This is a genomic window from Streptomyces sp. P3 (assembly GCF_003032475.1).
Lineage (GTDB): Bacteria > Actinomycetota > Actinomycetes > Streptomycetales > Streptomycetaceae > Streptomyces.
Genome location: NZ_CP028369.1, coordinates 5635541 through 5661081 on the forward strand (window position 1 = coordinate 5635541; position 25541 = coordinate 5661081).

The 25541-nt window shown below is 70.2% G+C and carries 20 protein-coding genes and 3 pseudogenes; 21 read left to right on the forward strand and 2 right to left on the reverse strand.

Annotation, left to right across the window (positions count from 1 at the left end; genetic code table 11):
• Window positions 1-375 precede the first annotated feature (375 nt).
• The 4 genes from C6376_RS24950 to C6376_RS24970 all read left to right on the forward strand — a co-directional run bounded on the left by C6376_RS24950 (window position 376) and on the right by C6376_RS24970 (window position 3885).
• Entirely contained in the window at window positions 376-1380 is a 1005-nt protein-coding gene (locus C6376_RS24950; protein ID WP_107445480.1) for a sugar ABC transporter substrate-binding protein, read from the forward strand.
• Window positions 1380-2456, forward strand: a complete 1077-nt coding sequence (locus C6376_RS24955) for an ABC transporter permease (RefSeq protein WP_107445481.1) — start codon at window positions 1380-1382, stop codon at window positions 2454-2456. Before C6376_RS24950 ends, C6376_RS24955 begins: the two co-directional genes overlap by 1 nt.
• Before the next feature lie 4 nt (window positions 2457-2460).
• Window positions 2461-3378 (forward strand): ATP-binding cassette domain-containing protein, encoded by a 918-nt coding sequence (locus C6376_RS24960; RefSeq protein WP_107445482.1) that lies wholly within the window; start codon window positions 2461-2463, stop codon window positions 3376-3378.
• A 345-nt stretch (window positions 3379-3723) separates the two neighbouring features.
• Complete coding sequence (locus C6376_RS24970) at window positions 3724-3885, forward strand: hypothetical protein (RefSeq protein WP_254076034.1); 162 nt, start codon at window positions 3724-3726, stop codon at window positions 3883-3885.
• Window positions 3886-3898: 13 nt separating this feature from the next.
• On the opposite strand, the gene C6376_RS24975 is transcribed toward C6376_RS24970, so the two are convergent.
• A complete protein-coding gene (locus C6376_RS24975; protein ID WP_107445483.1) occupies window positions 3899-4894 on the reverse strand; it encodes a LacI family DNA-binding transcriptional regulator in 996 nt (331 codons plus the stop codon).
• Window positions 4895-5119: 225 nt separating this feature from the next.
• Here C6376_RS24975 and iolC point away from each other — a divergent pair, with 225 nt between their 5' ends.
• The 11 genes and pseudogenes from iolC (at window position 5120) to C6376_RS25030 (ending at window position 17238) form a co-directional block, all read left to right on the forward strand.
• Window positions 5120-6070, forward strand: a complete 951-nt coding sequence (gene iolC, locus C6376_RS24980; protein WP_107445484.1) for a 5-dehydro-2-deoxygluconokinase — start codon at window positions 5120-5122, stop codon at window positions 6068-6070.
• Complete coding sequence (locus C6376_RS24985; RefSeq protein WP_107445485.1) at window positions 6063-6932, forward strand: aldolase; 870 nt, start codon at window positions 6063-6065, stop codon at window positions 6930-6932. The genes iolC and C6376_RS24985 overlap by 8 nt, the downstream gene beginning before the upstream one ends.
• Entirely contained in the window at window positions 6929-7804 is an 876-nt protein-coding gene (iolB, locus tag C6376_RS24990; RefSeq protein ID WP_107445486.1) for a 5-deoxy-glucuronate isomerase, read from the forward strand. Before C6376_RS24985 ends, iolB begins: the two co-directional genes overlap by 4 nt.
• Window positions 7801-9678: a 3D-(3,5/4)-trihydroxycyclohexane-1,2-dione acylhydrolase (decyclizing) gene (iolD, locus tag C6376_RS24995; RefSeq protein ID WP_107445487.1), complete on the forward strand. Its 1878-nt coding sequence runs from the start codon at window positions 7801-7803 to the stop codon at window positions 9676-9678. Before iolB ends, iolD begins: the two co-directional genes overlap by 4 nt.
• Before the next feature lie 13 nt (window positions 9679-9691).
• Window positions 9692-11188 (forward strand): CoA-acylating methylmalonate-semialdehyde dehydrogenase, encoded by a 1497-nt coding sequence (locus tag C6376_RS25000; RefSeq protein WP_107445488.1) that lies wholly within the window; start codon window positions 9692-9694, stop codon window positions 11186-11188.
• A 32-nt stretch (window positions 11189-11220) separates the two neighbouring features.
• A complete protein-coding gene (locus C6376_RS25005; RefSeq protein ID WP_107445489.1) occupies window positions 11221-12171 on the forward strand; it encodes a TIM barrel protein in 951 nt (316 codons plus the stop codon).
• 151 nt (window positions 12172-12322) lie between these two features.
• Window positions 12323-13339, forward strand: coding sequence for a Gfo/Idh/MocA family protein (locus tag C6376_RS25010; protein WP_107445490.1), 1017 nt, complete (start codon window positions 12323-12325; stop codon window positions 13337-13339).
• Entirely contained in the window at window positions 13336-14202 is an 867-nt protein-coding gene (locus C6376_RS25015; RefSeq protein ID WP_107445491.1) for a sugar phosphate isomerase/epimerase, read from the forward strand. The genes C6376_RS25010 and C6376_RS25015 overlap by 4 nt, the downstream gene beginning before the upstream one ends.
• 743 nt (window positions 14203-14945) lie before the next feature.
• Window positions 14946-15293, forward strand: a pseudogene (locus tag C6376_RS25020) (hypothetical protein); the annotation flags it as partial.
• A 57-nt stretch (window positions 15294-15350) separates the two neighbouring features.
• Window positions 15351-16274, forward strand: a pseudogene (locus C6376_RS25025) (PHB depolymerase family esterase); the annotation flags it as partial.
• Window positions 16275-16584: 310 nt separating this feature from the next.
• Window positions 16585-17238: a ferritin-like domain-containing protein gene (locus tag C6376_RS25030; protein ID WP_107445493.1), complete on the forward strand. Its 654-nt coding sequence runs from the start codon at window positions 16585-16587 to the stop codon at window positions 17236-17238.
• 1228 nt (window positions 17239-18466) lie between these two features.
• On the opposite strand, the gene C6376_RS25045 is transcribed toward C6376_RS25030, so the two are convergent.
• Window positions 18467-19141 (reverse strand): SDR family oxidoreductase, encoded by a 675-nt coding sequence (locus C6376_RS25045; RefSeq protein WP_107445495.1) that lies wholly within the window; start codon window positions 19139-19141, stop codon window positions 18467-18469.
• 127 nt (window positions 19142-19268) lie between these two features.
• Between C6376_RS25045 and C6376_RS25050 the strand changes: the two genes are divergently transcribed.
• The 6 genes and pseudogenes from C6376_RS25050 (at window position 19269) to C6376_RS25075 (ending at window position 24984) form a co-directional block, all read left to right on the forward strand.
• Window positions 19269-19982, forward strand: coding sequence for a TetR/AcrR family transcriptional regulator (locus tag C6376_RS25050; protein WP_107445496.1), 714 nt, complete (start codon window positions 19269-19271; stop codon window positions 19980-19982).
• Window positions 19983-20091: 109 nt separating this feature from the next.
• Window positions 20092-20274: pseudogene (locus C6376_RS25055) on the forward strand (IS5/IS1182 family transposase); the annotation flags it as partial.
• A gap of 426 nt (window positions 20275-20700) precedes the next feature.
• On the forward strand, window positions 20701-21654 hold the full coding sequence (locus C6376_RS25060) for an aldo/keto reductase (RefSeq protein WP_173985722.1): 954 nt from the start codon (window positions 20701-20703) through the stop codon (window positions 21652-21654).
• A gap of 22 nt (window positions 21655-21676) precedes the next feature.
• Entirely contained in the window at window positions 21677-22027 is a 351-nt protein-coding gene (locus C6376_RS25065) for a MerR family transcriptional regulator (RefSeq protein ID WP_107445497.1), read from the forward strand.
• 332 nt (window positions 22028-22359) lie between these two features.
• A complete protein-coding gene (locus C6376_RS25070; protein WP_254076035.1) occupies window positions 22360-22524 on the forward strand; it encodes a hypothetical protein in 165 nt (54 codons plus the stop codon).
• 225 nt (window positions 22525-22749) lie between these two features.
• The gene (locus C6376_RS25075) at window positions 22750-24984 is read left to right on the forward strand and encodes an efflux RND transporter permease subunit (protein ID WP_107449166.1); all 2235 of its coding nucleotides are present in this window, start codon (window positions 22750-22752) and stop codon (window positions 24982-24984) included.
• Window positions 24985-25541 lie beyond the last annotated feature (557 nt).

Consider the following 25541-nt stretch of genomic DNA (forward strand, 5'->3'; position numbering starts at 1 on the left):
CGCGGCGGCGTGGCCGTCCGGGGGCCACGGCCGGAAATCTTCCTTGCGTAGCGTCCGGCCCCCGTCGCCGTCCATGGGACGAGCAGGGCCTCCACCGTGTCGTCATCACCCTGAAACCTTGTCGATACGTCCTGACAAAGCTATTGACATCACTCCGAGGGCGTTTCATAGTACGTGCTCTAGAGCGCGCTAGTAACGCGCTCTAGATGGCCGAGAGCAGGCAGCGCACACCCGCCGCTGCCGCCGACGACGACGGGATCTCCCGCCGCGCACGGCGCCCCTGACCACACGCCCGGTCGGCACGCCGGACCGGGCTCTCCTTCGAGGCCGTCAGCCCATTTCCCACCCTGATCAGCACAGTGAGGTGCAAGGGACATGCACAGAAACCACCGAGCCGCCGCCCTGACCGCCGCAGTCCTCGCCGGCACCCTGACGCTCGCCGCCTGCTCCAGCAGCAGCGGCGGCAAGAAGGCCGAGGACGGCGGCGAGGCGGCCTCCGCGGGCAAGGCGACGACCCCGCGCATGACCGTGGCCATGGTCACCCACGCCTCCCCCGGCGACACCTTCTGGGACCTGGTCCGCAAGGGCGCCCAGGCCGCGGCCGCCAAGGACAACGTCAAGCTCGTGTACTCCTCCGACCCGAGCGCGGGCAACCAGGCCAACCTGGTGCAGAACGCGATCGACCAGAAGGTCGACGGCATCGCCCTGACCGCCGCCAAGCCGGACGCGTTGAAGGAGGTCGTGGCCAAGGCCAAGACTGCAGGCATCCCGGTCGTCGGCTTCAACTCCGGTGTCGACGACTGGAAGAAGCTCGGAATGCTGGAGTACTTCGGCCAGGACGAGAACATCGCCGGCCAGGCGTTCGGCGGGCGGCTGAACGACCTCGGCGCCAAGCACGCCCTGTGCGTCATCCAGGAGCAGGGGCAGGTGGCGCTGGAGGCGCGCTGTGCCGGTGTGAAGCAGGGCTTCAAGGGCAAGACGGACGTCCTGTACGTCAACGGCACCGACATGCCGTCGGTGAAGTCGACGATCACCGCGAAGCTCAAGCAGGACTCCTCGATCGACCAGGTCGTCACCCTCGGCGCCCCCATCGCGCTCACCGCCGTCCAGTCCCTCTCCGACGCCGGCAGCAAGGCGAAGGTCGCCACCTTCGACCTCAACAAGGACCTCGTCAAGGCCGTCCAGGACGGTCAGGTCGAGTTCGCTGTCGACCAGCAGCCGTACCTCCAGGGCTACCTGGCGGTCGACTCGCTGTGGCTCTACAAGACGAACGGCAACTTCAGCGGCGGCGGCACGGCCCCGGTCCTGACCGGCCCCGCGTTCATCACCAAGGAGAACGTCGACGCCGTCGCCGGGTTCGCCGCCAAGGGAACGCGGTGATGAGTGTGACCCAGCATGCCGAGCCGGCGGTGACCGCACCGCCGGCCTCCGGCCCCGAGGCGGCCGACGGGCGCACCGCCCGGCGGCCCCTGGCCCTCCGGCTGCTCGCCCGTCCCGAGGTGGGCGTTCTCCTCGGCGCCGCAGCGGTGTACGTGTTCTTCCTCGTCGCCGCGCCGCCCGTGCGCGACGGCGGCTCGATGGCGAACGTGCTGTACCAGTCGTCGACCATCGGCATCATGGCGATTCCGGTGGCCCTGCTGATGATCGGCGGGGAGTTCGACCTGTCGGCCGGTGTCGCCGTGATCACCTCGGCGCTGACCGCGAGCATGCTGAGCTACCAGCTCAGTGTGAACGTGTGGGTCGGCGCGGTCCTGGCGCTCGTCGTGTCCCTCGCGATCGGCTTCCTCAACGGCTGGCTGGTCGTCAGGACCGGCCTGCCCAGCTTCCTGATCACCCTCGGCAGCTTCCTGGGCCTCCAGGGCGTCAACCTCGCGGTGACCAAGCTGGTCACCGGCAACGTCGCCACCGACGACATCAGCGACATGGACGGCTTCGCCCAGGCGAAGAAGATCTTCGCGTCGACCTTCGACATCGGCGGGGTGCAGGTCAAGATCACCGTGGTGTACTGGCTCGTCTTCGCCGCCCTGGCCACCTGGATGCTGCTGCGCACCAGGTACGGCAACTGGATTTTCGCGGTCGGCGGCGACAAGGAGTCCTCACGGGCGGTCGGCGTGCCCGTGAACTTCACCAAGATCTCGCTGTTCATGCTGGTCGGCCTCGGCGCCTGGTTCGTCGGCATGCACCAGCTCTTCACCTTCAACACTGTGCAGTCCGGCGAGGGTGTGGGCCAGGAGCTGATCTTCATCGCCGCGGCGGTGATCGGCGGCTGTCTGCTGACCGGCGGTGCGGGCTCGGCGATCGGCCCGGTGTTCGGCGCTTTCATGTTCGGCATGGTGCAGCAGGGCATCGTCTACGCCGGCTGGAACCCCGACTGGTTCAAGGCCTTCCTCGGCGTCATGCTGCTCGGCGCCGTCCTGATCAACCAGTACATCCAGCGCTCGGCGACCCGGAGGTGACCCGATGACGACGAACACATCCGGAACTAAGGGGGCCACCAGCCCCGCCACCCCGCCCGAGACCGGGGACGGCCCGATCGTCGAACTGCGCGGCGCGGGCAAGTCCTACGGCAACATCCGTGCCCTGCACGGCGTGAGCCTCGCCGTCCATCCCGGGCGGGTGACCTGTGTGCTCGGCGACAACGGGGCCGGCAAGTCCACCCTCATCAAGATCGTCTCCGGGCTGCACCAGCACACCGAGGGCGAGTTCCTCGTCGACGGCCGGCCGGTGCGCTTCACGACGCCCCGCGAGGCCCTCGACCGCGGTATCGCCACCGTCTACCAGGACCTCGCCACCGTCCCCCTGATGCCGGTCTGGCGCAACTTCTTCCTCGGCTCCGAGATGACCAAGGGCCCCTGGCCCGTGCGCCGTCTCGACATCGACGCCATGAAGAGGACCGCCGACCGCGAACTGCGCAACATGGGCATCGTCCTGGACGACCTCGAACAGCCCATCGGCACGCTCTCCGGCGGCCAGCGTCAGTGCGTCGCCATCGCCCGCGCCGTCTACTTCGGCGCCCGGGTGCTGATCCTGGACGAGCCCACCGCCGCCCTCGGCGTCAAGCAGTCCGGCGTGGTCCTGAAGTACATCGCCGCCGCCCGCGACCGCGGCCTCGGCGTCATCTTCATCACCCACAACCCGCACCACGCCTACATGGTCGGCGACCACTTCAGCGTCCTGCGCCTCGGCACCATGGAGCTCACCGCCTCCCGTGACCGGGTCAGCCTCGAAGAGCTCACCAACCACATGGCCGGCGGCGCCGAACTCGCGGCTCTCAAGCACGAGTTGTCCCAGGTGCGTGGCGTCGACGTCGACGAGCTGCCCGAGGAGTCCGACCTCACCGCACCCGTGTCGGCCAAGGGCGGCGCGGCCGCGTCCTGACGGGCGGCGCGAACACCGACCGTCCCCACCTGCCGGTGGGCGTCCGCGACGCCCACCGGCGTCATCCCCGAGCACCGAGGGAGGCTTTGGCGTGAGCACGGTTCGCGTCGGAGTGATCGGCACCGGCGTCATGGGGCCGATCATGTGAACACCCTGCATCGCCTTGTGTCCGGCGCCCACGTCACGATGGTCGCCGACATCGATGTGGAGCTGGCGGGGCGACGGTCGCACGCTCCGTCCCCGACGCCCGCGCCACGGGGGACCCGTACGCCCTGATCGCGGACGCGGAGGTCGACGCCGTCGTCGTCGCCTCGCACGACGCGACCCACGCCGATCTCCCCGCACTTGGAGGCGGCGGAGGTCGCCCGGCGCATCGAGGCCGGACGGCTCCAGACCCCGCTCAGACCCCTGCCCGACTCCGTGGCCACCCTGCGGGTGATGGACGAGATCCGCCGGCTGTGCGGCATCTCCTTCCCCGGAGAGGTCACGGGCCCGCCCACCGCGTGACGGTCCGCGGGCATCAGCGTTCCGGCGGCGGCCCGCTGGTCCCCCGTACCACCAGCTTCGGTTCCACCACGGCCTCCCGCGGCTCGCGTCGGGAGTCTTCCAACCGCTCCACCGCGAACCTGACGGCGTGCTCGGCCATGAGGCCCGCGTCCTGGCGCACGGTGGTCAGGCCGATCGGCATGAGGTGGGAGAGGTGGCTGTCGTCGTAGCCGACGACGGACATGTCGCGCGGGACCTCGACGCCGGCCCGGGTCAGGGCCATCAGCAGGCCCATGGCGCTGCGGTCGTTGCCGGCGAGCACCGCTGTCGGCAGCGGCCGCCCTTCGTCGCGTTCCGCCAGCAGCAGACGGCCGGCCTCGATGCCGGACCGCTCCGTGTGATCCCCCGGGATCACCCGATCCTGCGCTTCCAGCCCGTGGCGCCGCATCGCCGCCCGGTAGGCGCGCCGCCGCTCGGCCGAGCCGGGGCCCTTGCCGCCGTCGAGGTGCACGATCCTGCGATGGCCCAGCTCGACGAGATGGTCCATCGCCTGCCGTATGCCCTTGCCCTCGGCCGAGTGCACGAAGTCCACGTGCGCGTGCGTGACCCGCCGGCTGACGGACACGGCGACCGTGCGACGCCCCAACTCCTCCAGGAAGGCCGGCTCGGCAAAGGAGCCCAGTAGGATCAGCGCCTCACAGCGATGGCTGAGCAGCGCCTCGACTGCCTTCTCCTCGCTGCGGCCCTGCGTGGCGGCGGACAACAACACCTCGTAACCAAGGCGCTCCGCCTCCGGGTAGACGCCCTCGATGAGGTTGGTGTGGAAGGCCTGCTGGACGGTGAACATCACGCCGAGGGTGCGGCTGCGGCCCCGGGCCAGCAGTCGGGCCGCGCTGTCGGGGTGGTAGCCGATCTCGTCGGCGACCCGCAGCACCCGCTGCCGCGTCTCCTCGCTCGCACCCGGCTGGTTGCGGAACACGATCGAGACCAGCGCCCGCGACACACCCGCCTTCTCGGCGACGTCCGCCATCGTGGGCCGCTGCCTGCCTGGTCCATCCACCCGTACCCCACCTTCCGACGACGCCCACCTGGGCGGCGATCTTGAAATCTTCCGGCAACAGACTATTGACATGACATTTGGACTGGGGTCATCGTACTCGGACTAGAGCGCACTAGTAGAGCGCGACAGGAAACTCTTCCGAGACATCCCCGGGGCCTCCCCGCGAGCCTTCCGGAACGAAGGGACACCAGCGTTATGCCGTTCGAAGTGCTGACCATGGGCCGTGTGGGAGTGGACGTCTATCCGCTCCAGACCGGTGTCGGGCTGGCCGAGGTCACCTCGTTCGGCAAGTACCTGGGCGGCAGCCCGACCAACGTCGCCGTGGCGGCGGCCCGGTACGGCCGTACGGCCGCGGTGGTCACCAAGACCGGCCGGGACCCGTTCGGCGACTTCGTGCGCGCCGCTCTGGAGGGCTACGGCGTCGACAGCCGTTACGTCGGTACGTCGGACATCGCACCCACCCCGGTGACGTTCTGCGAGATCTTCCCGCCGGACGACTTCCCGCTCTGGTTCTACCGCCTGCCCAAGGCGCCCGACCTGGACATCGCCGCCGCCGAACTGGACCTGGACGCGGTCCGCGAGGCGGCCGTGTTCTGGATGACGGGCACGGGACTGAGCGAGGAGCCCAGCCGTTCGGCCACCTTGGCCGCGCTGCGGCACCGGGCCAGGGCGGGCGTCACGGTGTTCGACCTGGACTGGCGGCCGATGTTCTGGGCCGACCCCGCCCGGGCCCGCGTCTCCTACGCCGAGGCGCTGCGGCACACCACGGTCGCGGTCGGCAACCTCGACGAGTGCGAGGTCGCCACCGGCGAGCGCGACCCCCACGCCGCGGCCGACGCACTGCTCGAGGCAGGTGTGGAACTGGCAGTGGTCAAACAGGGCCCCAAGGGTGTGCTGGCCGTGCACCGCGGCGGTGAGGTCGCCGAGATCGCGCCTGTGCCGGTGGACGTGGTCAACGGGCTCGGGGCGGGCGACGCCTTCGGGGGAGCCCTCTGCCACGGACTGCTGTCGGGCTGGGACCTGCGCCGCACCGTGTCCTTCGCCAACGCCGCCGGCGCCCTCGTCGCCGGCCGCCTGTCCTGTTCGGACGCCATGCCGACCGAGGACGAAGTCCACACCAAGCTCGATGAGGTGACCAGTGTCTGAGAAGCTGAGTCGGATCGTGTCCGCCCGGGTGAGCGACCCCGGCGCCATCGCGGCCGCCGCCGCCCGCCGCGTCCGGGCCGCCTCGCCGCTGGGCGAGCACGGCAAGGCGATGATCATCGCCGCCGACCACCCCGCGCGCGGCGCCAACGGCGTCGGCGGCGACCCCAACGCCATGGCCGACCGCTCCGAACTGCTCGACCGGCTGTGCACCGCGCTGGAGCGCCCCGGCGTGACCGGGGTGCTGGGCACCGCCGACATCCTCGAAGACCTCCTCCTGCTCGGCGTGCTGGACGGCAAGAGCGTCTTCGGGTCCATGAACCGGGCGGGCCTGGCCGGGTCGGTGTTCGAGATCGACGACCGGTTCACCGGCTACGACGCCGCCACCATCGCGGCGATGGGCTTCGACGGCGGCAAGATGCTCACCCGGGTCGCCCTCGGCGACGCGGCGACACCCTCGGCCCTGGAGAACACCGCCCGGGCGGTCGACGAGCTCAACGACCGCGGCCTGATCGCGATGGTCGAGCCGTTCCTGTCCGAGTGGCGGGACGGGAGGATCCGCAACGACCTGTCCACGGACGCGGTCGTCAAGTCCATCACGATCGCCTCGGGTCTGGGCCGCCGCACCGCCTACACCTGGCTGAAGCTGCCGGTGGTCGAGAACATGGAGCGGGTCCTGGTTTCCTCCACGCTCCCCGCGCTGCTGCTGGGCGGCGAGGTCAAGGACGCCGACGCCGCGTTCGCCTCCTGGGGGAGGGCCCTGAAGCAGCCCACCGCTCAAGGGCTGGTCGTCGGACGGTCCCTGCTGTACCCGTCGAGCGGGGACGTGGCCGGTGCCGTCGACAAGGCGGTGAGCCTGCTGTGATCTCCACGAACCAGTACCACCTGCCGAGGGGCAGTGCCGCCCACGGCCCCTACGACGTGCAGGTCACGCCGGAATCGGCGGGCTGGGCACACTCCGGCCTCAGCATCCTGACCCTGGGGCCGGGCGAGGCGCACACCCTGTCCACCGGAGAGTCCGAGTTCCTGGTGCTGCCGCTGACGGGCTCGTGCACCGTCACCACGGACGGCGGTGTCTTCGCACTCGAAGGCCGCACAGGCGTGTTCGCCTCGGTCACCGACTTCGCGTACCTCCCCCGTGCGTCGGAGGCCACCCTCAGCAGTGCGTTCGGCGGGACGTACGCGCTGCCCAGCGCCCGTACCGAGCGCGGGGGCCTCCCTGCCCGGTACGGGCGCAAGGAGGACGTCCCCGTCGAACTGCGGGGTGCGGGAGCCTGCTCCCGGCAGGTCAACAACTACTGCCTGCCGGGTGCCTTCGACGCCGAGCAATTGCTCGTGTGCGAGGTGCTGACCCCGGGCGGCAACTGGTCGTCCTATCCTCCGCACAAGCACGACGAGGCCCGGCCGGGCGAGGAGTCGGAGCTGGAGGAGATCTACTACTTAGAGGTCTCCGGCGGCGAGAACGGCTTCGGCTACCAGCGCGTCTACGGCACCCCCGAGCGCCCCATCGACGTGCTGGCGGAGATCCGCTCCGGCGACACCGTGCTGGTCCCGCACGGGTGGCACGGCCCGTCCGTCGCGGCTCCCGGCTACGACCTCTACTACCTCAACGTCATGGCCGGTCCCGGGCAGGACCGCGCCTGGCTGATCTGTGACGACCCCGCGCACGGCTGGGTGCGTTCGACGTGGGACGCCCAGGACATCGACGACCGGCTGCCCTTCGGAGAGAACCGATGAACACCGTCCGCCTCACCACCGCGCAGGCCCTGGTGCGCTTCCTGGCCAACCAGTACAGCGAGCGCGACGGCCAGGAACACCGTCTGATCCCCGGCGTGTGGGGCATCTTCGGACACGGCAACGTGGCCGGCCTCGGGCAGGCACTGCTCCAGGCCGCCACCACCGGCGAGGCCGACCTGCCGTACTACCTGGCCCGCAACGAGCAGGGCATGGTGCACGCCTCCGTCGCCTACGCCAAGATGCGCGACCGGCTCGCCGCGTTCGCCTGCACCGCCTCGACCGGCCCCGGCTCCACCAACATGATCACTGGCGCCGCGCTGGCGACGACCAACCGGCTGCCGGTGCTCCTCCTCCCCTCGGACATGTTCGCCACCCGCGCCGCCGACCCGGTCCTCCAGCAGCTGGAGGACACCCGCGGAGGGGACGTCACCGTCAACGACGCCTTCCGCGCCGTGTCGAAGTACTTCGACCGCGTCTCCCGTCCCGAGCAGCTGATCCCGGCCGCGCTGGCCGCGATGCGGGTGCTGACCGACCCGGTCGAGACCGGCGCCGTCACCCTCGCGCTGCCGCAGGACGTGCAGGCCGAGGCCCACGACTGGCCGGTGGACTTCTTCCGGCGGCGGGTGTGGCACGTGGGCCGCCCGGTGCCGGAGCCGGCCGCCGTCGCACGCGCGGCCCGGCTGCTGCGGGGCGCGCGGAAGCCGCTGATCGTGGCGGGCGGCGGCGCCGTCTATTCCGGTGCGGAGACCGCGCTGCGGGCGTTCGCCGAGTCCACCGGCATCCCCGTCGCCGACACCCACGCCGGCAAGGGCGCGGTGCCGTGGGACCACCCCTGCGCGGTCGGCGGCATCGGCTCGACCGGCTCCTACGCGGCCGACGAACTGGCGAGGGAGGCGGACGTGGTGCTGGGCATCGGCACCCGCTACTCCGACTTCACCACCGCCAGCCACACCGTCTTCGGCAACCCGGACGTCGCCTTCGTCAACCTCAACGTCGCCCGCCTGGACGCCGTCAAGCACTCCGCCGAGCCGCTGGTGGCCGACGCCCGCCTGGGCGTCCAGGCCCTCGCCGAGGCCCTGGACGGCTGGGAGGCGGACCCGTCGTACCGGGTGAGGACCCGCGAACTCATCGCCCGCACAAGGGAGATCGAGGAGCGGTGCTTCACCGCCGGCCACGGTCCGCTGCCGGCCCAGACCGAGATCCTCGGCGCCCTCAACGACGTCCTGGACGACCGCGCGGTGGTCATCAACGCGGCCGGTTCGATGCCGGGCGACCTGCAGCAGCTGTGGCGGGCCCGGGACCCGAAGGCCTACCACGTGGAGTACGCCTACTCCTGCATGGGCTACGAGGTCGCCGCCGGCGTCGGCGTGAAGATGGCCGACCCGTCCCGCGAGGTCGTCGTGCTCGTGGGCGACGGCTCGTACCTGATGATGGCCCAGGAGATCGCCACCATGGTCTCCGAGGGACTGAAGGTCGTCGTCGTCCTCGTCCAGAACCATGGCTTCGCCTCCATCGGCGCCCTGTCGGAGTCACTGGGTTCGCAGCGCTTCGGCACCAAGTACCGCTATCGAGACGGCGATTCGGGCCTCCTGGACGGCGACGTCCTGCCGGTCGACCTCGCCGCCAACGCCGCCAGCCTCGGCGCGGAGGTGCTGCACGCCACCACCGTCGACGAGTTCCGCTCGGCGATGGAGAAGGCGAAGTCCGCCACCCGCACCACCGTCGTCCACGTCGAGACCGACCTGTACGGCCCCAACCCGCCCGGCCACGGCTGGTGGGACGTGCCCGTGAGCGAGGTCTCCGCCCTGGAGTCCACCCGGGCCGCCTATGCCACGTACGCCGCCCACAAGCACCACCAGCGCCACTACCTCTAAGGACACCGCTGTCGTGAACACCATTCCCCACTGGATCAACGGCTCCCCGACCGAGGGCTCCGCCACCGTCACCCAGCCGGTGTACAACCCGGCCACCGGCGCCGAGCGGGCGCGTGTCGTCCTGGGCGGCGGCGCGGACGTGGACGCCGCAGTGCAGGCCGCCTCCGCTGCCTTCGAGACCTGGTCGGAGTCCTCCCTCACCACGCGCACACAGGTGATGTTCGCCTTCCGCCAGCTGCTCGTGGAGCACGAGGAGGAACTGGGCCGGATCATCTCCGCCGAGCACGGCAAGACCGTCGACGACGCCCGCGGCGAGATCACCCGCGGCCGTGAGGTCGTCGAGTTCGCCTGCGGGCTCGGCGACGTCCTCAAGGGCGACTTCTCCGACCAGGTCTCCCGCGGCGTGGACGTGCACAGCTTCCGCCAGCCGCTGGGCGTCGTCGCCGGCATCACGCCGTTCAACTTCCCCGCGATGGTTCCGCTCTGGATGCACCCCATCGCGATCGCCACCGGCAACACCTTCGTCCTCAAGCCGTCCGAGCGCGACCCGTCCGCCGCCAACTTCGTCGCCGAGCTGTACAGGAAGGCGGGCCTGCCCGACGGCGTCTTCAACGTCGTCCACGGCGGCAAGGACGCGGTCGACGCCCTCCTCGCCCACCCCGACGTCGAGGCCGTCTCCTTCGTCGGCTCCACCCCCGTCGCCCGGTACGTCCACGAGCGGGCCACCGCCACCGGCAAGCGGGTCCAGGCGCTGGGCGGCGCGAAGAACCACGCCGTCGTCCTGCCCGACGCCGACCTGGAGTTCGCCGCCAACCACATCACCGCCGGCGCCTACGGGTCCGCGGGCGAACGCTGCATGGCCCTCTCCGTCGCCGTCGCGGTCGGCGAGGCGGCCGACGCTCTGGTGGAGGTGCTGGAACGCAAGGCCCGCGAGGTCAAGGTCGGTCCCGGCGACGTCCCCGGCACGGAGATGGGCCCGCTGGTCACCAGGGTCGCCCAGGAGCGGGTGGAGAACGCCGTCGGCGCCGCCGCCGCGCAGGGCGCCGCCGTCGTCGTCGACGGCCGCGGTCTGAAGGTCGCCGGCCACGAGGACGGCTTCTTCACCGGCCCGTCCCTGCTCGACCACGTCACCACCGAGATGGAGGCGTACCGGCAGGAGCTGTTCGGCCCGGTACTGGCGGTCGTCCGCGTCGACACCCTCGACCAGGCCATCGACGTCATCAACGCCAACCCCTACGGCAACGGCACCGCCGTCTTCACCGCCTCCGGTGAGGCCGCGCGCCGGTTCCAGCGATCCGTCAAGGTCGGGATGATCGGCGTCAACGTCCCCGTGCCGGTGCCGATGTCGTACTACTCCTTCGGCGGCTGGAAGGACTCCCTCATCGGCGACTCGCCGATCCACGGCCCCGAGGGCATCCGCTTCTACACCCGCCCCAAGGTCGTCACCTCTCGCTGGCCCCGGCAGAACCACCACGTCGCCGCCGGATTCACCTTCCCCACTTCCGACTGACACCCTCGTCCCGTCTCCCCTAAGGACACGCCATGGCAACGGCGCCATCCCCCCTCCGCACCGTCGCGGGCAACCTCTGCCTGGGCTCCGCCCCCGACTCCTGGGGCGTCTGGTTCCCCGAGGACGAGCACCAGGTGCCGTACACCCGGTTCCTCGACGAACTCGCGCAGGCCGGCTACCAGTGGCTGGAGCTGGGCCCGTACGGCTACCTCCCGACCGACCCGCAGCGCCTGAAGGAGGAACTCGACGCGCGCGGCCTGAAGGTCTCCGGCGGCACCGCGTTCGGCGCGCTGCACCGGCCGGAGGCGTGGGACGAGATGCTCGCCCACGTCCGGCAGGTCGCCGAGCTGACCGCGGCGGCCGGCGCGCACCACCTGGTCCTCATCCCGCCCATGTACCGGGACGAGAAGACCGGTGACTTCACCGAGTCGCCCGAGCTGACCGCGGCGCAGTGGGAGGGCTTCGGCAGGGCCGCGGACCGGCTCGGCCGGCTGCTGCTCGACGAGTACGACATCCGTCTGGTCGTCCACCCGCACGCGGACAGCCACATCCAGACCCAGCCGGAGATCGAGCGGCTGCTCAACGAGTCCGACTCCCGCTGGACCAACCTGTGCCTGGACACCGGGCACGTGGCCTACGGCGGCGGCGACAACCTCGACCTGATCCGCCGCTTCGGCGAGCGCGTCGGCTACGTCCACATCAAGCAGATGGACCCCGAGATCCTCGCCCAAGTGGCGCAGGAGAAGCTGTCGTTCGGGGAGGCCGTCAAGCGCGGGGTGTGCGTGTCGCCGCCCGCCGGGGTGCCCAGGCCCGCCGATGTGGTGACCGAACTGGCCAAGCTGGACGCCGAGTTGTTCGTCATCGTCGAGCAGGACCTGTACCCGTGCGCGCCCGAGGTGCCGCTGCCCATCGCGGTGAACACCCGTGAGCACCTGGCCGGCTGTGGTCTGGCCGGGACCCGGCGCCCCGGCGCCCGCCGGTAGGAGGCAGCCATGGATGTCAGGGACGGCACCCCCGCGCCCACGGCTCACCTTCGTCAGGCTCTACGTCCCCGGGACGAAGGGCCGCTCCCTGGAAACCCCGAAGCCGAACTCCGGGCGTGCCTCTCCTAGTTCTCCCCTGAAGGAATGACCAATGACTGTACGCATAGGGGTCATCGGCGCCGGCTGGATCGGCCACGAGCACATCCGCCGCCTCACCCACACCGTCACCGGCGCCCGCGTCACCGCCGTCACCGACATCGACGTCGCCCGCGCCGAGGAGGCGGCCACGCCGGTCGGCGCGCGGGTCCTGCCCGACGGCGCCGCGGTGATCGCGGCGGACGACGTGGACGCCGTTCTCGTGACGTCGTGGGGGCCCACGCACGCCGAGCACGTCCTGAACGCGATCGCCGCCGGCAAGCCGGTCTTCTGCGAGAAGCCGCTTGCCACCACCTCCGAGGACTGCCTGAAGATCATCGAGGCGGAGACGGCGCACGGGCGCCGCCTGGTCCAGGTCGGCTTCATGCGCCGCTACGACGCCGGCTACCGCCAGATGAAGCAGGTCATCGACTCCGGCCGCATCGGCGAACCGCTGATCGTGCACTGCGCGCACCGCAATCCGACGGTTCCGGAGTCGTACACCTCCGCGATGGCCGCCCTGGACACGGCGGTGCACGAGGTGGACGTGCTGCGCTGGCTGCTGGACGACGAGATCGTCTCCACGCAGGTGGTGACCCCGCGTCCCACCAGCAAGCGGTTCGCGCACCTCAAGGACCCGCAGATCATGCTCTTCGAGACGTCCAAGGGCGTCCGCATCGATCTTGAGGTCTTCGTCAACTGCCGGTACGGCTACGACATCCAGTGCGAGGCCGTCGGTGAGGAGGGCCTGGTTAGGCTGCCCGACCCGGCCGCGGTGGGGGTGCGCACGGCGGCCCGGCACAGCACGGAGGTGCTGACGGACTGGGTGGGCCGTTTCGCGGACGCCTTCGACACCGAGTTCCGCGAGTGGATCGCGGGCGTCGCCGCCGGCGCGGAGCCCACCGGCCCGTCAGCGTGGGACGGCTACGCCGCCACCGTCATCACCGCCTCGACCGTCGAGGCCCTGGAGACGGGCCGCGTCGTCGCCACCGACCTCAAGCCCCGCCCGACCCTCTACGGAGGCACCGCATGAAGATCGCCCTCGACCCGTACATGTTCCGCGCGCTGCCGATCGACGAGATGGTGCGAACGGTCGCCGAACTCGGCTACGAGTACATCGAGTTGTCGCCGCGCGACGACTTCATGCCGTTCTTCCTGCATCCGCGGGCGGACCACGGGCGCATCGCCGAGCTGAAGGCCGCCCTGCGTAGGCACGGCGTCCAGCTGGCTTCCGTGCTGCCCCTGTACAAGTGGTCCTCGCCGGACGAGACGGAACGGCAGGCCGCGGTCCGCTACTGGAAGCGGATGATCGAGATCACCGCCGACCTCGAATGCCCGCTGATGAACTCGGAGTTCAACGGCCGCCCCGAGCGTGCCGCCGAGAGCGAGGCGGCGTTCTGGCGCTCCCTGGAGGAGTTGCTCCCCGTCTTCGAGCGGCAGGGCATCGCTCTGAACCTGGAGGCGCACCCGGACGACTTCTGCGAGGAGAACGCCCCCGCCGTCGACCTGGTCCGCGCGATCGACAAGCCCTGGGTCAACTACCTGTACTGCGCCCCGCACGCCTTCCACCTCTCCGGGGCGGATCCGACGGCGGACATCGCGGCGATGATGCGGTACGCGGGCGACAAGCTCCAGCACGTCCACATCGCCGACTCCTTCAACCACAAGGGCTCCAGCGGGCTCCGCTACATCCTCAACCCGCCCGGCACGACCGCCCGCATCCACCAGCACCTGGACATCGGCCAGGGCGAAGTCGACTGGGACGCCTTCTTCGGCACCCTGCGCGAGCTGGACTTCGACGGTGTCGCCACGGCCTGCGTCTTCGCCTGGGAGGAACGCGCCAAGGAGTCCTCGGCGTTCATGCTCGACCGCATCACCAAGGAGCTCGCCTCGTAGCGGGCAGTTCATGGACGCAGCCCCGTGGGATGTCACGCCCGCGGGGCCGCCGTCGCCAGCGGTTCGACGAGCGCGGAGTTGTTCGTCGTTCGGTACGAGACACGCACCTATACGGGGGAGGAGCTGCAGTCACCGACGGAGCGCCGCTGCGGCTACCGGCACCCGGGCGCGTATGGCGGGTTGATGCAGTTGCGTGGCGGTAAGTCATCACACCTCTTGAGGCGGACCCGGATGTCGCCGGGCGCACAGGTGTGGTGTGCGAAGGGCCGGATCGGCTCTCCAGGCCCGAGTTGGAGCCTCTGCGCTTGTGGCGCATGCACTGGTGGGAGGCGATGGCATCGCCGCCTTGCGGGTGTCGGTGGCCGTGATCGCACGGGAATAGCGCGGCAGGCATTGACGACTGCGATGGGATGTCTATCATCCAGAGAGTCGAATTGACGACCTGGGCTCGGAATATCGAACGTGCGGTAAGAGTCCGGGGCACCCACCGCTCCGGCTCTCGCGCGGCAACGCAAGCGACGGCTCCCCCACCGCACCCGTACGGTCCGTACCGGTAAGGCCCTTGCTTCCCCGCCGGCGAGCACGACCGGTGTCTCCTGACGTGCTGGCAAGGCCGTTGACCAGCCTTGGAGTTCGGCATGTCTCCAGTCTCCGCACGCAGACGCCCGTTCGTGCCGCGCACCCCCTTCCGCGCGGGCACGAGCTGCGTCATCACCTGGGTGTACGACCAGTCACGGCAACCACTCCAGTCCGGGGGACAGCTGAGCGGCTGCGGCGGCGGCTCCCAGCCCCTCGCCTACCTCGGCATCCACGGTATCCGCGACAAGGTTCTGGGCGTCTCCGGCGGACGCGGCCTGCGCGACCGGTTCGTCCGCAACAACGGCTGCGCCGCCCAGAACCCGCCCGATCCCGCACAGGGCAGCCGGACCCACGGCATCACCACCTACGCCGGATGCTCCGCCGGACATCCCGTGGAGTGGGCCGCGTTCGACGAGGGCCACATCGCCGCACCACAGGACGGCGCCGGCGGCGACAGCGGCTCCAGGACCTGGGCGCCGGCCGAAGTCTGGAAGTTCTTCACACAGTTCTGAGGCACCTCATCCCCTCGTACCGGGTGAGACAGACCCCACCATCCAAGGAGCTCGTTCATGTCCCTCCAGTCACGGTTACGCCACGTTCAGCGCGCGCTGCTGGCGACCGGTGCGGCCGCCGCGCTCAGCGTCGGCGTGCTCACCGGCACCGCACCGGCAGCGGCCGCCGCGGCGACGCCGGCAGCGGCCACACTGACCGAAGTCACCGGCTTCGGCTACAACCCGTCCAACCTGAGGATGTACGAGTACGTGCCGCAGAACGCCGGTGCCCACCCGGCGATCCTGGTCGCCAACCACTACTGCGGCGGATCCGGACCGGCCATGTACTCGGGCAGCGAGTTCGCCTCGCTGGCCAACCAGCACGGGTTCATCGTCGTCTACCCGTCGGTCACCCGCAGCAGCAAGTGCTTCGACGTGTCGTCACCGCGCGCGCTGACCCACAACGGCAGCAGTGACCCGGCGGGCATCGTGTCGATGGTGCGGTGGGAGCAGCAGCACCGGGGCGCGGACCCGAACCGCGTCTACGCCACCGGCTTCTCCTCCGGAGCGATGATGACGAACGTCCTGCTCGGGGACTACCCCGACGTGTTCAAGGCCGGCGCGGCATTCTCCGGCGTGCCGTTCGGCTGCTTCGCCACCACGAACGGCTCGGAGTGGAACAGCGACTGCTCCGGCGGGAGGATCACCAAGACGCCCCAGCAGTGGGGCAACCTCGTACGCACCGCCTATCCCGGTTACGCCGGAACCCGCCCGCGCATGCAGGTGTGGCACGGCACACAGGACACCACACTGAGTTACGTCGACTTCGGTGAAGAGATCAAACAGTGGACCAACGTTCTCGGCGTGAACCAGACGCCCGTCCTCACCGATCACCCCAAGCCGGCCTGGACCCGTACCCGGTACGGCGTCACCGGCACCACCGCCCCCGTCGAAGCGATCAGCGTCCAGGGAGTCGGCCACAACCTGCCGCAGAGCGGCATGCAACCGCTGGCCCTGCAGTTCATGGGCCTGACCTGACCTGACCTGGCCTGTACGGCACCGCGCGGCGCGGGCGCGAGCAGTCCTGACTGACCGACGAGTGCGTGGCGGGCGGAAGTTGGCTCCCGACCCGCCACGGACCAAGCACGCAGCAGCACGGTGACCTGGTTGCACCCAGTCCTCGGCGCGTGCTTCAACGACGGGAACCGCCCCGCCGGCTCGCCAGAAGCTGCTACCGCTCGGATGCGGGCGAAGACGTTGACCACCACGCCGATGTAGAGAATGACGAGGATCGTGGGAGGCGGGTGCCTCACTGCCCCCGGCGGTGCGGGCGAGCGTCCAGCGATTCCAAGCCGGCGAGGACGGCGACAGCTCGGCCCTGTTCGCCAAGGCGGACGCGGCGGGCGATCCGGAGTACGCGGCAGCGCTGAGGCTGTTCGTCGCCGAGGAGCAGAACCACGCGAGGCTCCTCGCTCTGCTGCTCCGGGCGGGCGGGGCGACGACGCAGGCCGGACACTGGAGCGACACGGCCTTCGCGCGACTGCGTCGCGTGCCGGGGTTGCAGACGGAGCTGCTGCTCCTGATGGTCGCGGAGGTGGTGGCCTTGCGCTACTACCGGGCGCTGCGTGACGGGACTGACGATCCGCTGACGTCGGAGGTCGCGGGCCGCATCCTGGCAGACGAGGAGAGGCATGTCCCGTTCCACTGCGCGCGGCTGCGCGTGTCCGTCGTGGAGCTGCCGCGCGCAGCCCGGCGACCCCTGCTGGCGGGCTGGCGGGTGATGCTCCTCGGCGCGGTTGTGGTCGTAGCCGCCGACCACGGGCGGGCACTGCGCAGGCTCGGGGTCGGGCGAGGACGTTTCGTGGTGGACGTGCTGAGGTCGGGCGGTCCGGTGGTTGCGGCGATCCTCGGGACCGTTGGAACGGGAGGATCAACCGCTGCGGGGGAAGCTGGTCAGACTGACTGACCGCGACTGGCTGCGGAAAATACCCGACGGCCAGTTCACCACCCGCCTATGAGCGGTGACGCAGCCGCCTGATTGGCTCTGCTTCACGAGGACGGGCTCTGACAGCGCCCGTGCTGGGGTGAGGCTGCCGGGGGTGCTCGGTGACCGGAGCTTTCAGGCGTCTAAGGTCGCGTCCATGACGAGGACCACGCCCGCGCGCCCTCTCGATGTCGAGGCACTCCTCCCAAAACTGGCCGCCTTTCGGGGCACGACAACTCGGCTCCATCCACGGCCTGAGCCAACGTCAGCATGTGGAACCGGACGGGCAGACCAGACCTTTCAGCCAGTTCCGTGGGCGGTCCTATGCTGTGGCCGACGGACGAGCTGTGGCCGGTATGCGGCGAGGCACACGGCCGTGGGCGTGGTCGACGTCCGGCTGACATCCGTCGCTATCGGCAGGTTCTGGCTTCCGCATGGGCCGGCGAGGGGGCTCCCGGCCCGACGGATGAGGAACGGAAGCTCCTGGGCGAGCTGCACCGGGAGCACCGGATCCCCAGGGCATCCGAGACCGACCCGCTGCCGATGATCGGCCTCCCTGCCGTCAACGGCGCACTCTAAACATCGTGATCATCTACCGAGGCTGGAAGACATCACCGCCTTCGACGCCCGGCCGCACGTCCTCTGACCAGCGGTCATACTTCATAGCTCACAGCCTCCGGCTCCTGCGCCGGGCGCCGTCGGGCTTCCTTCCACGGGTACCCGTGTCGGCAGGAGCATCAGCTCAGCGGTGGGAGTCCGGGGGAAGTCGGTGCGGACCAACTCCCCCGTCGCGACCGGCGGTGATCCTCTCACCGCGGGCCCCTCGCGGGGCGGGGCGGGCTCGATCAAAAACGGACCGGCGCGTCTTTCCCCTGTACGCGGGCGTACGACGGGGACGTCTGTGTCAAGTCCACACACGCTGAGCAAGCGTGCCGCCGGTGGCGTCGAGGGAGGCTCCGGTGATCCACCGCGCCCGGTTGGTAGGCCAGGAAAACCACCACGTCGGCGACCTCCTCCGGCTCGCCCAGGCGCTTGAATGCCGACAGCTGCGACATCGGCTCGCGCACCTCAGGCGGGTCGGGGGAAAGGTGCGCGACCTGCTCGGGGGCGGCCCCGAGGGAATGCTTTCGGGGCCGCCCGCCGGGCCAGGTGTTGATGACGAAGTGCGCGTAGATACCGGGGGGCCAGGAGGACGGGTGGCTGATGGGTGTCAGAGACTGAAGACGAGTTCTGCCTGGTCGCGCTTGGTGGTGTGCAGCTCCCAGTAGACCGGGGAGATCTCCTCGGGCTGGGCGGTCGGGAATCCGGGGATCGCCGGCGTGCCGATCGACACGTTGACGGCGACGTGCGCCGCCTGGACACCGGTGCCGTCCAGCTCCTTGTGCAGGTTGATCACCCAGTTGCGCAGCGCCGCGGCGGCGGCGTTGACGTTGGCGACCTGCGGCACGGGGTCGACGGAGCCGGCGCCGGTGGTGAACAGCAGGGTGCCCGCACCGGCCTCCCGCATGGCGGGCAGCACCGCACGGGTGGCGTCGATCGCTCCGTAGAGCTGGAACTCCATCTCGTGCTGCACGTCGGCGGGCTCGGTGGCGCCGGGGGTGGTCATGACGGTCTGCAGGCCGCCGACCGGGGAGTACTCCAGGACGTCGATGCCGCCGAAGTGCGTAGCTGCGTCCTTGAGTGCCTGGGTGAGGGCGGGGCGGTCGAGGACGTCGGCGGGGAAGGCGGCAGCGGTGATCCCCTCGGCGGCCAGCTCGCCGACAAGGACTTCAAGCTTGGCCCGGTTGCGGGCGATCAGTGCGACGTCGTAGCCGTAACTGCCGTAGGTGCGGGCGATGGCGAGACCGAGCTGAGGGCCGGCACCGACGATGGCGATGGTGGGCATGAGAGAACCTTTCACTGAAGGGGCGTCGGATAGGGCTATCCGTTTCATTTCCGGAAAGCCCTATCCGGTTCGCTGCCACCGTAACACGGGAATCGGATAAGGCACTCCGGTTTGTTAGTCTGACGTCATGAGCCCCCGAGACCCGCACACCGAAGCCAGCGTCGGCGCGACTGATTTCGCAGGTCAGCCCAGGCGCAGCGACGCGGAGCGCAACCGGGGGCGGATCATCGCCGCCGCGCGCACGGTCTTCGGGCGCGACGGGCTGAACGCGTCGATGGCCTCAGTCGCACGGGAGACCGGGGTCGGGATCGCCACCCTCTTCCGCCACTTCCCCCGCAAGGAGGACCTGCTCGCCGCGGTCTTCGCCGACCGTATGAAGGCATACGCGCAGGCCACCGACGCAGCCCTGGCCGATCCGAACCCGTGGCACGGCTTCACCGGCTACATCGAGACCGTCTGCGCGATGCAGGCCGCCGACCGCGGCTTTGCCGACATCCTGACCATGAACTTCCCGGGCGTTCCGGAGCTGGAGAGATACCACGCTCAGGCGTACGAGGGCTTCCTCGAACTCATCGGCCGCGCCAAAAACAGCGGGCAACTGCGCGAGGACTTCACCAGCCGCGATCTCGTGCTGCTGCTGATGGCCAACGCCGGAGTCCTCAGCGCCACTGCCGATGCCGCCCCGGACGCCTGGCGCCGCCCGGTCGCCTGGATGATCCAGTCCTTCCAGGCTCCGACCCGCGGCCCGCTGCCGGACCCGCCGGAAGACGCTGCGCTGTACGAGGCCATGCGCCGCGCCAGCCAGAGCGCCATCGCCCCCGAGACGGGAAAGCCACGCTGAACCAGCGACCGGTGGGACAGGGCGACCGCGATGAGGCCGTACATCGGAGTGATCTTGTCGGTGGTCGGATCCGACCTTGGAGATCATCAAGCGCACCGACGACATGACAGGGTTCGTGGTGCTGCCGAGGCGGTGGGTGGCAGAGCGCACGTTTGCATGGCCGATGAACTCCCGCCGTCCGGCCCGTGATTACGAGACCCTGCCCGCCGCCGGCGAGGCGATGATCCAGTGGTCGATGGTCACGCGGATGAGCCGGCGTCTGGCACGGCCACGGGCCGCCGGCCGGCGCTGAATGCCCCCGACGCCTCCAGAAGGAGCCACCCGCGCTCCGCCAGGCGCCTGGCTTTCGGCCGCAGAAACCGCAGGCCAGCCCGGACGCCACGAGCCCGCGAAGACCGTGAAACGAGCCGAAACCCTCACCGAACATATCCGCCTGAAACAGCGGCGAGGTTAAAGATCAAGCTGAGTCCGCATGACACCAGATCCGTACGCCATGTCACCAGCAACGCGTGGGGCGTTGCTGTTGCCACCATCGGCTATCTGAGTTGCACGGCGGCCGGCACCCCAGTGTTGACCTGTCCGGCTGGCCGCTCGCCAAGGATCGCCGTCCAGCAGGCTTCGTGCACGCGCCCGCCGCACGCGGTGCCGGCCGCCGGAGGCCGGGTCTCGAATCGTCTCCCCAAGCACACTTGACCTGGAGCGCGCTCCAGATCCGAGGATGGGGGGCATGGATATCGACATCACTGACCGCCAGATCGTCCTCGGGACGATGGACTTCGGCACCCGCGTCGGCCCGGACGAAGCTTTCGCGATCCTCGATTCCTTCGTCGGCGAAGGCGGTGTCTGGCTCGACACCGCGAACTGCTACTCCTTCTGGGTCGATTCGAGTGGCGTCGGCGGTGCCAGCGAGCGCGTCATCGGCGCGTGGCTCCGAGCCCGCCCCGGCGCGCGCGACGCGGTGCGGATCGCGACGAAGGTCCGGCAGAATCCGCTCGTCCCGCACTCCTGGCCACAGAGCGCCGAAGGACTTTCCGCCCCCGCCGTACGAATGGGTGTCGAGGAGAGCCTGGGGCGTCTCGGAGTCGATCACGTCGATCTCCTCTGGGCTCACGCCGAGGACCGCACCGTGCCGCTGGAGGAGACCGTCGGTGCGTTCGGCGAACTGGTCACGAAGGGAACGGCTCTGCGGGTCGGGGCGGCGAATCACGCTGCCTGGCGCGTCGAGCGCGCCCGGTCGCTCGCCCGGCAGCAGGGCGTGGAACCGTGGACGGCCCTGCAACTGCGCCACTCACTCGTTCAGCCGCGCCCACTCACCCCCCTCGCGGAGGACGGCCATCGCCTGCTCGCCGACGAGGATCTGGACTTCGCGCAGTCGGAGGGGCTCACCATGTGGTCGTACAGCTCGCTGATGTGGGGTTCCTACGTGCGCGCAGACAAGCCGCTTCCGCAGACTTATGATCATCCCGGTACCACCCGGGTGCTCTCGGTCCTGGACGACGTGGCCGGCGAGCTGGCGGCCACGAGGAACCAAGTCGTCCTCGCATGGCTGATGCGCCGGGGGATCGACCCCATCGTCGGCGTGAGCGGGGTGGAGCAGATCGAAGAGGCACTCGCGGCACGCCGTGTGCGGCTCGGCGACGAGCACCTGGCCCGCTTCGCCGAAGCGCGGTAGCAGCGATCAGACAAGGAGCCCCGTGGTCACCCTCCTCACTCCGGCAGCGGCGGCCGATCGTACCGGTGTCTCCCTCGACACACTGCGCTACTACGAGCGCGAAGGGCTGATCGGACCGATCCGGCGTTCCCCCGGCGGGCGCAGGGAGTACACCGAGGACGACGTCTTCTGGATCGGCATGGTCACGTGCTTTCGTGACGCCGGCCTCGGCATCGCGGACCTGCGGGAATTCGTCGCCATCCTGCGCGCCGAGCATTCCGCGCAGGACCGGGTCGCCTTCCTCCGCGAGCATCGTGCCACCCTGGAGCAGCGAGTGGTGGCGCTGTCCCGGGCCATGAAAGTCCTGGACGACAAGATCGCCTACTACAGTTGAGTGCGGAGGGCCCCGCACTCAACTCGCGCTCTGACCACCACACATCGCCCACCATCTCGAACCCCTCGCCGTCTGAAGCCGGTAGTGGCACAACGTCCGCGCGCAGCTACTGGAGCGACTCACCGACGTCCCCACTCCGGCCGGGCCGATCCCCGACAGATCGGCATCCCCGCTCAGGCCACCCTGCTGCCGGTCATTGAGATCAACCGGAAGCCGACAGGGCAGTAGCGCTTATCTGCCCAGCCGGTGCCGGGGCCTTGGGTCAAGGCCCCTCTTGGAGCTCCTGGCAAAGGCGCTGGACGCGCCCCCGGAAGTCGAAGTCGAAGGCGGCGATGAAGCAGGAGCCGCGTAAGCAGCGGCGGCGACTCCAGGACGCCGGGAAGCGCCGCCTCGCCGCCGCGCCGGCCCGCTCCTGGCAGAACCGGATCGGCGACGCGGTGGCGCGCCGCGTTGTCCGCGCCCTGTCCCGGGTGCGGCGCTCCACCGCCTGGCTGTGAGGTGCCCGGGCTCGGTTGTGAACCAGGTCCACCTCGGCAGGTGTAGTGGGCTACACCCCCGGTTCGGGAGGGCGCTCCCTCGTGGCGTCACGCTGCCGACGGAATCGTGGAGGGCGGCAGAAGGACCCCTCCCAGCTCCCCTTTGAACAGGGGCGTACATCCCACAGAGGCGGTTCTTCGACTTTTCGCCGTTCCTGAACCGCTGATGTGGAGGCGTATCCCGCCATGGCAACTGTTCTCTATCACCTGGGTCGCGCGGCCTTTCGGTGGCGCTGGTTCGTGACCTTGTTGTGGGTGGCGGTGCTGGGCGCCGTCGGTTTCGCCGCGTCGAAGGCGCCCGCCGCCGCGGACGAGGGCTTCACCATGCCCGGCATCGAGTCGCAGAAAGCGTTCGACCTGCTGGAGCAGCGCTTCCCCGGCTCGGCAGCCGACGCGGCGAGCGCCCGGATCGTGTTCGTGGCACCGAGCGGTGAGAAGGTCACCGCCACCGAGAACAGAAGGGCCGTCCAACACCTCGTCGACGAGGCCGCCGAAGGCTCCCAGGTCGCCGGCGCCGTCGACCCCTTCCAGGCGAAGGCGGTGAGCAGGGACGGTACGACGGCGTACGCGACCGTCAGCTTCAAAACCGGCGCCGCCGATCTGACCGACGGGAGCAAGGAGCACCTGGAGCGCGTCATCGACGGGGCCCGGGACGCGGGCCTGACCGTCGAGGTCGGCGGCGACGCGCTGGCCGCCCAGCCCTCTGCGGGCGGCGCGGCCGAGGTGATCGGCATCGCGGTGGCCGCCCTCGTCCTGCTGATCACTTTCGGGTCGATGGCCGCCGCCGGGCTGCCGCTGCTGACCGCGATCCTCGGTGTCGGCCTCAGCATGGCCGGGATCACGGCCGTGTCGGAGGCGTTCGGCCTGTCCGAGAGCACCGGCACGCTGGCCACCATGCTCGGTCTGGCCTGCGGCATCGACTACGCCCTGTTCGTCGTCTCCCGGTATCGGGAGGAGCGCGCGAAGGGGCGCACGCCGAGGGAGGCAGCAGGTCTCGCCGTCGCTACGGCCGGTGCAGCGGTCGTCTTCGCCGGTCTCACGGTCGTCATCGCACTGGCCGGGCTGTCCGTCGTAGGCATTCCGCTGCTCACCAGGATGGGACTCGCCGCCGCTGCCGCGGTCCTGGTGGCGGTGCTGGTGTGTCTGACGCTGGTCCCGGCCGTCCTCGGCTTCTGGCCGAACGCCGTTCTCGCGCGCGGCGCCCGCCGCAACTCCCGGCGCTACCGCAGGAAGCAGCGCAAGGAGGACAACGGCGGATCTCGCTGGGCGCGCATCGTCGTACGCCACCCGCTGCCCGTCCTGCTGCTCGGCGTCGTGGGGCTGGGTGCCGTTGCCGCACCCGTCCTTGACCTCCAGCTCGGCATGCCCGGCGACGAGGCCAAGCCCACCTCCACCACCGAGCGCCGCGCGTACGACGCTCTGGCCGAGGGCTTCGGTCCCGGCTTCAACGGGCCCTTGACGATCGTTGTGGACGCCCAGGGCTCCGCGGACCCGAAGGCGGCTGTGGCAACGATCGCGAAGGATGTTCAGGCCACGGACGGGGTCGTCTCCGTCTCGCCGGCCCGCTTCAACTCCGCGGGTGATACCGCGGTGTTCTCCGCCGTCCCGTCCACCGCTCCCACGGACGAGAAGACCAAGGATCTCGTCACCGCCATCCGTGACGAACGCCCCGGCATCGAGTCCAACGCCGGCGCCTCCTTCGAGGTCACCGGAAAGACCGCGCTGGACATCGACGTCGCCGAAAAGGTGCAGGCCTCCCTGATGCCCTATCTGGCGGTCGTGGTGGGACTCGCCATCGTCCTGCTGCTGGTCGTGTTCAGGTCCCTGCTGGTGCCGGTGAAGGCCGCGTTCGGGTTCCTGCTGTCCGTCCTCGCGGCGCTGGGTTCGGTGGTGCTGGTATTCCAGCAGGGTCACGGCGCCGACCTGCTGGGCGTGGAGTCCACCGGGCCGATCATGAGCATGATGCCGATCTTCCTGGTGGGCATCGTCTTCGGTCTCGCCATGGACTACGAGGTGTTCCTGGTCTCGCGGGTGCGCGAGTCCCACGTTCACGGGGACGCGGCCAGGACGGCGATCGTCTCCGGGTTCAAGCACAGCGCCCGGGTGGTCGGGGCCGCCGCGCTGATCATGATGGCGGTCTTCTCCGGCTTCGTCGGGGCCGGCGAGTCGATGATCAAGATGATCGGGTTCGGGCTGGCCATCGCGGTCCTGTTCGACGCCTTCGTCGTCCGCATGGCGATCGTCCCCGCCGTCCTGTCCCTCCTCGGTGACAAAGCCTGGTACCTGCCCCGCTGGCTGGACCGGCTGCTGCCCGACGTCGACGTCGAGGGCGAGAAGCTCAGCCGCAAGGTTCCCGCACCGACGGGTTCCGCCGCCGACCCCGACGAGCGGCCGCTGGCAGAGCCCGTCCCCATCCGCTAGCCGCAACCGCGCGGCCGCCTCTGAGGGCGGTCGCCCTCGACCGGGGCCGCCGAAGCGGCGGCAGCCCCGACGCGCCGCGCCCGTGGGGACAGGGGCGGCGCGATCCAGGGCCCGGCGGCCGGAGCTTTACCCCAGCTCCGGCCGCCGGGACCGCGGACTTGGCCGGGGGCACGGGGTGTAGCCCGCTACACCCCCACCTCGGGAGGGCGCTCCCTCGTCCCGGCCGCTGGCCCAAGGAATCGTGGACGACACAGCAAGACGCTCCGCAAGCCCCGCTGAGCAGGCCGGACTTCACGGGCCGCTACACCCCCCGACTGGAGCCCCCGCGATGAACATCACGGTCGCCGTGGTATTGGCGCTCGCCTCCATCGCCGCCTACGCCGCCGCGGCCGCGACGCAGCACCGCGTCGCCTCCACCGACGGGCATGGGGCTGCGACGCCTGTTGGCCGGCCCCGCCTGGTGGGCGTCGAACGCCGCCAATGCCACGGGCGCGGCGCTGCACGTCGCCGCCCTCAAGTACGGCCCGCTCACCCTTGTCCAGTGCCTCGGCGCGCTG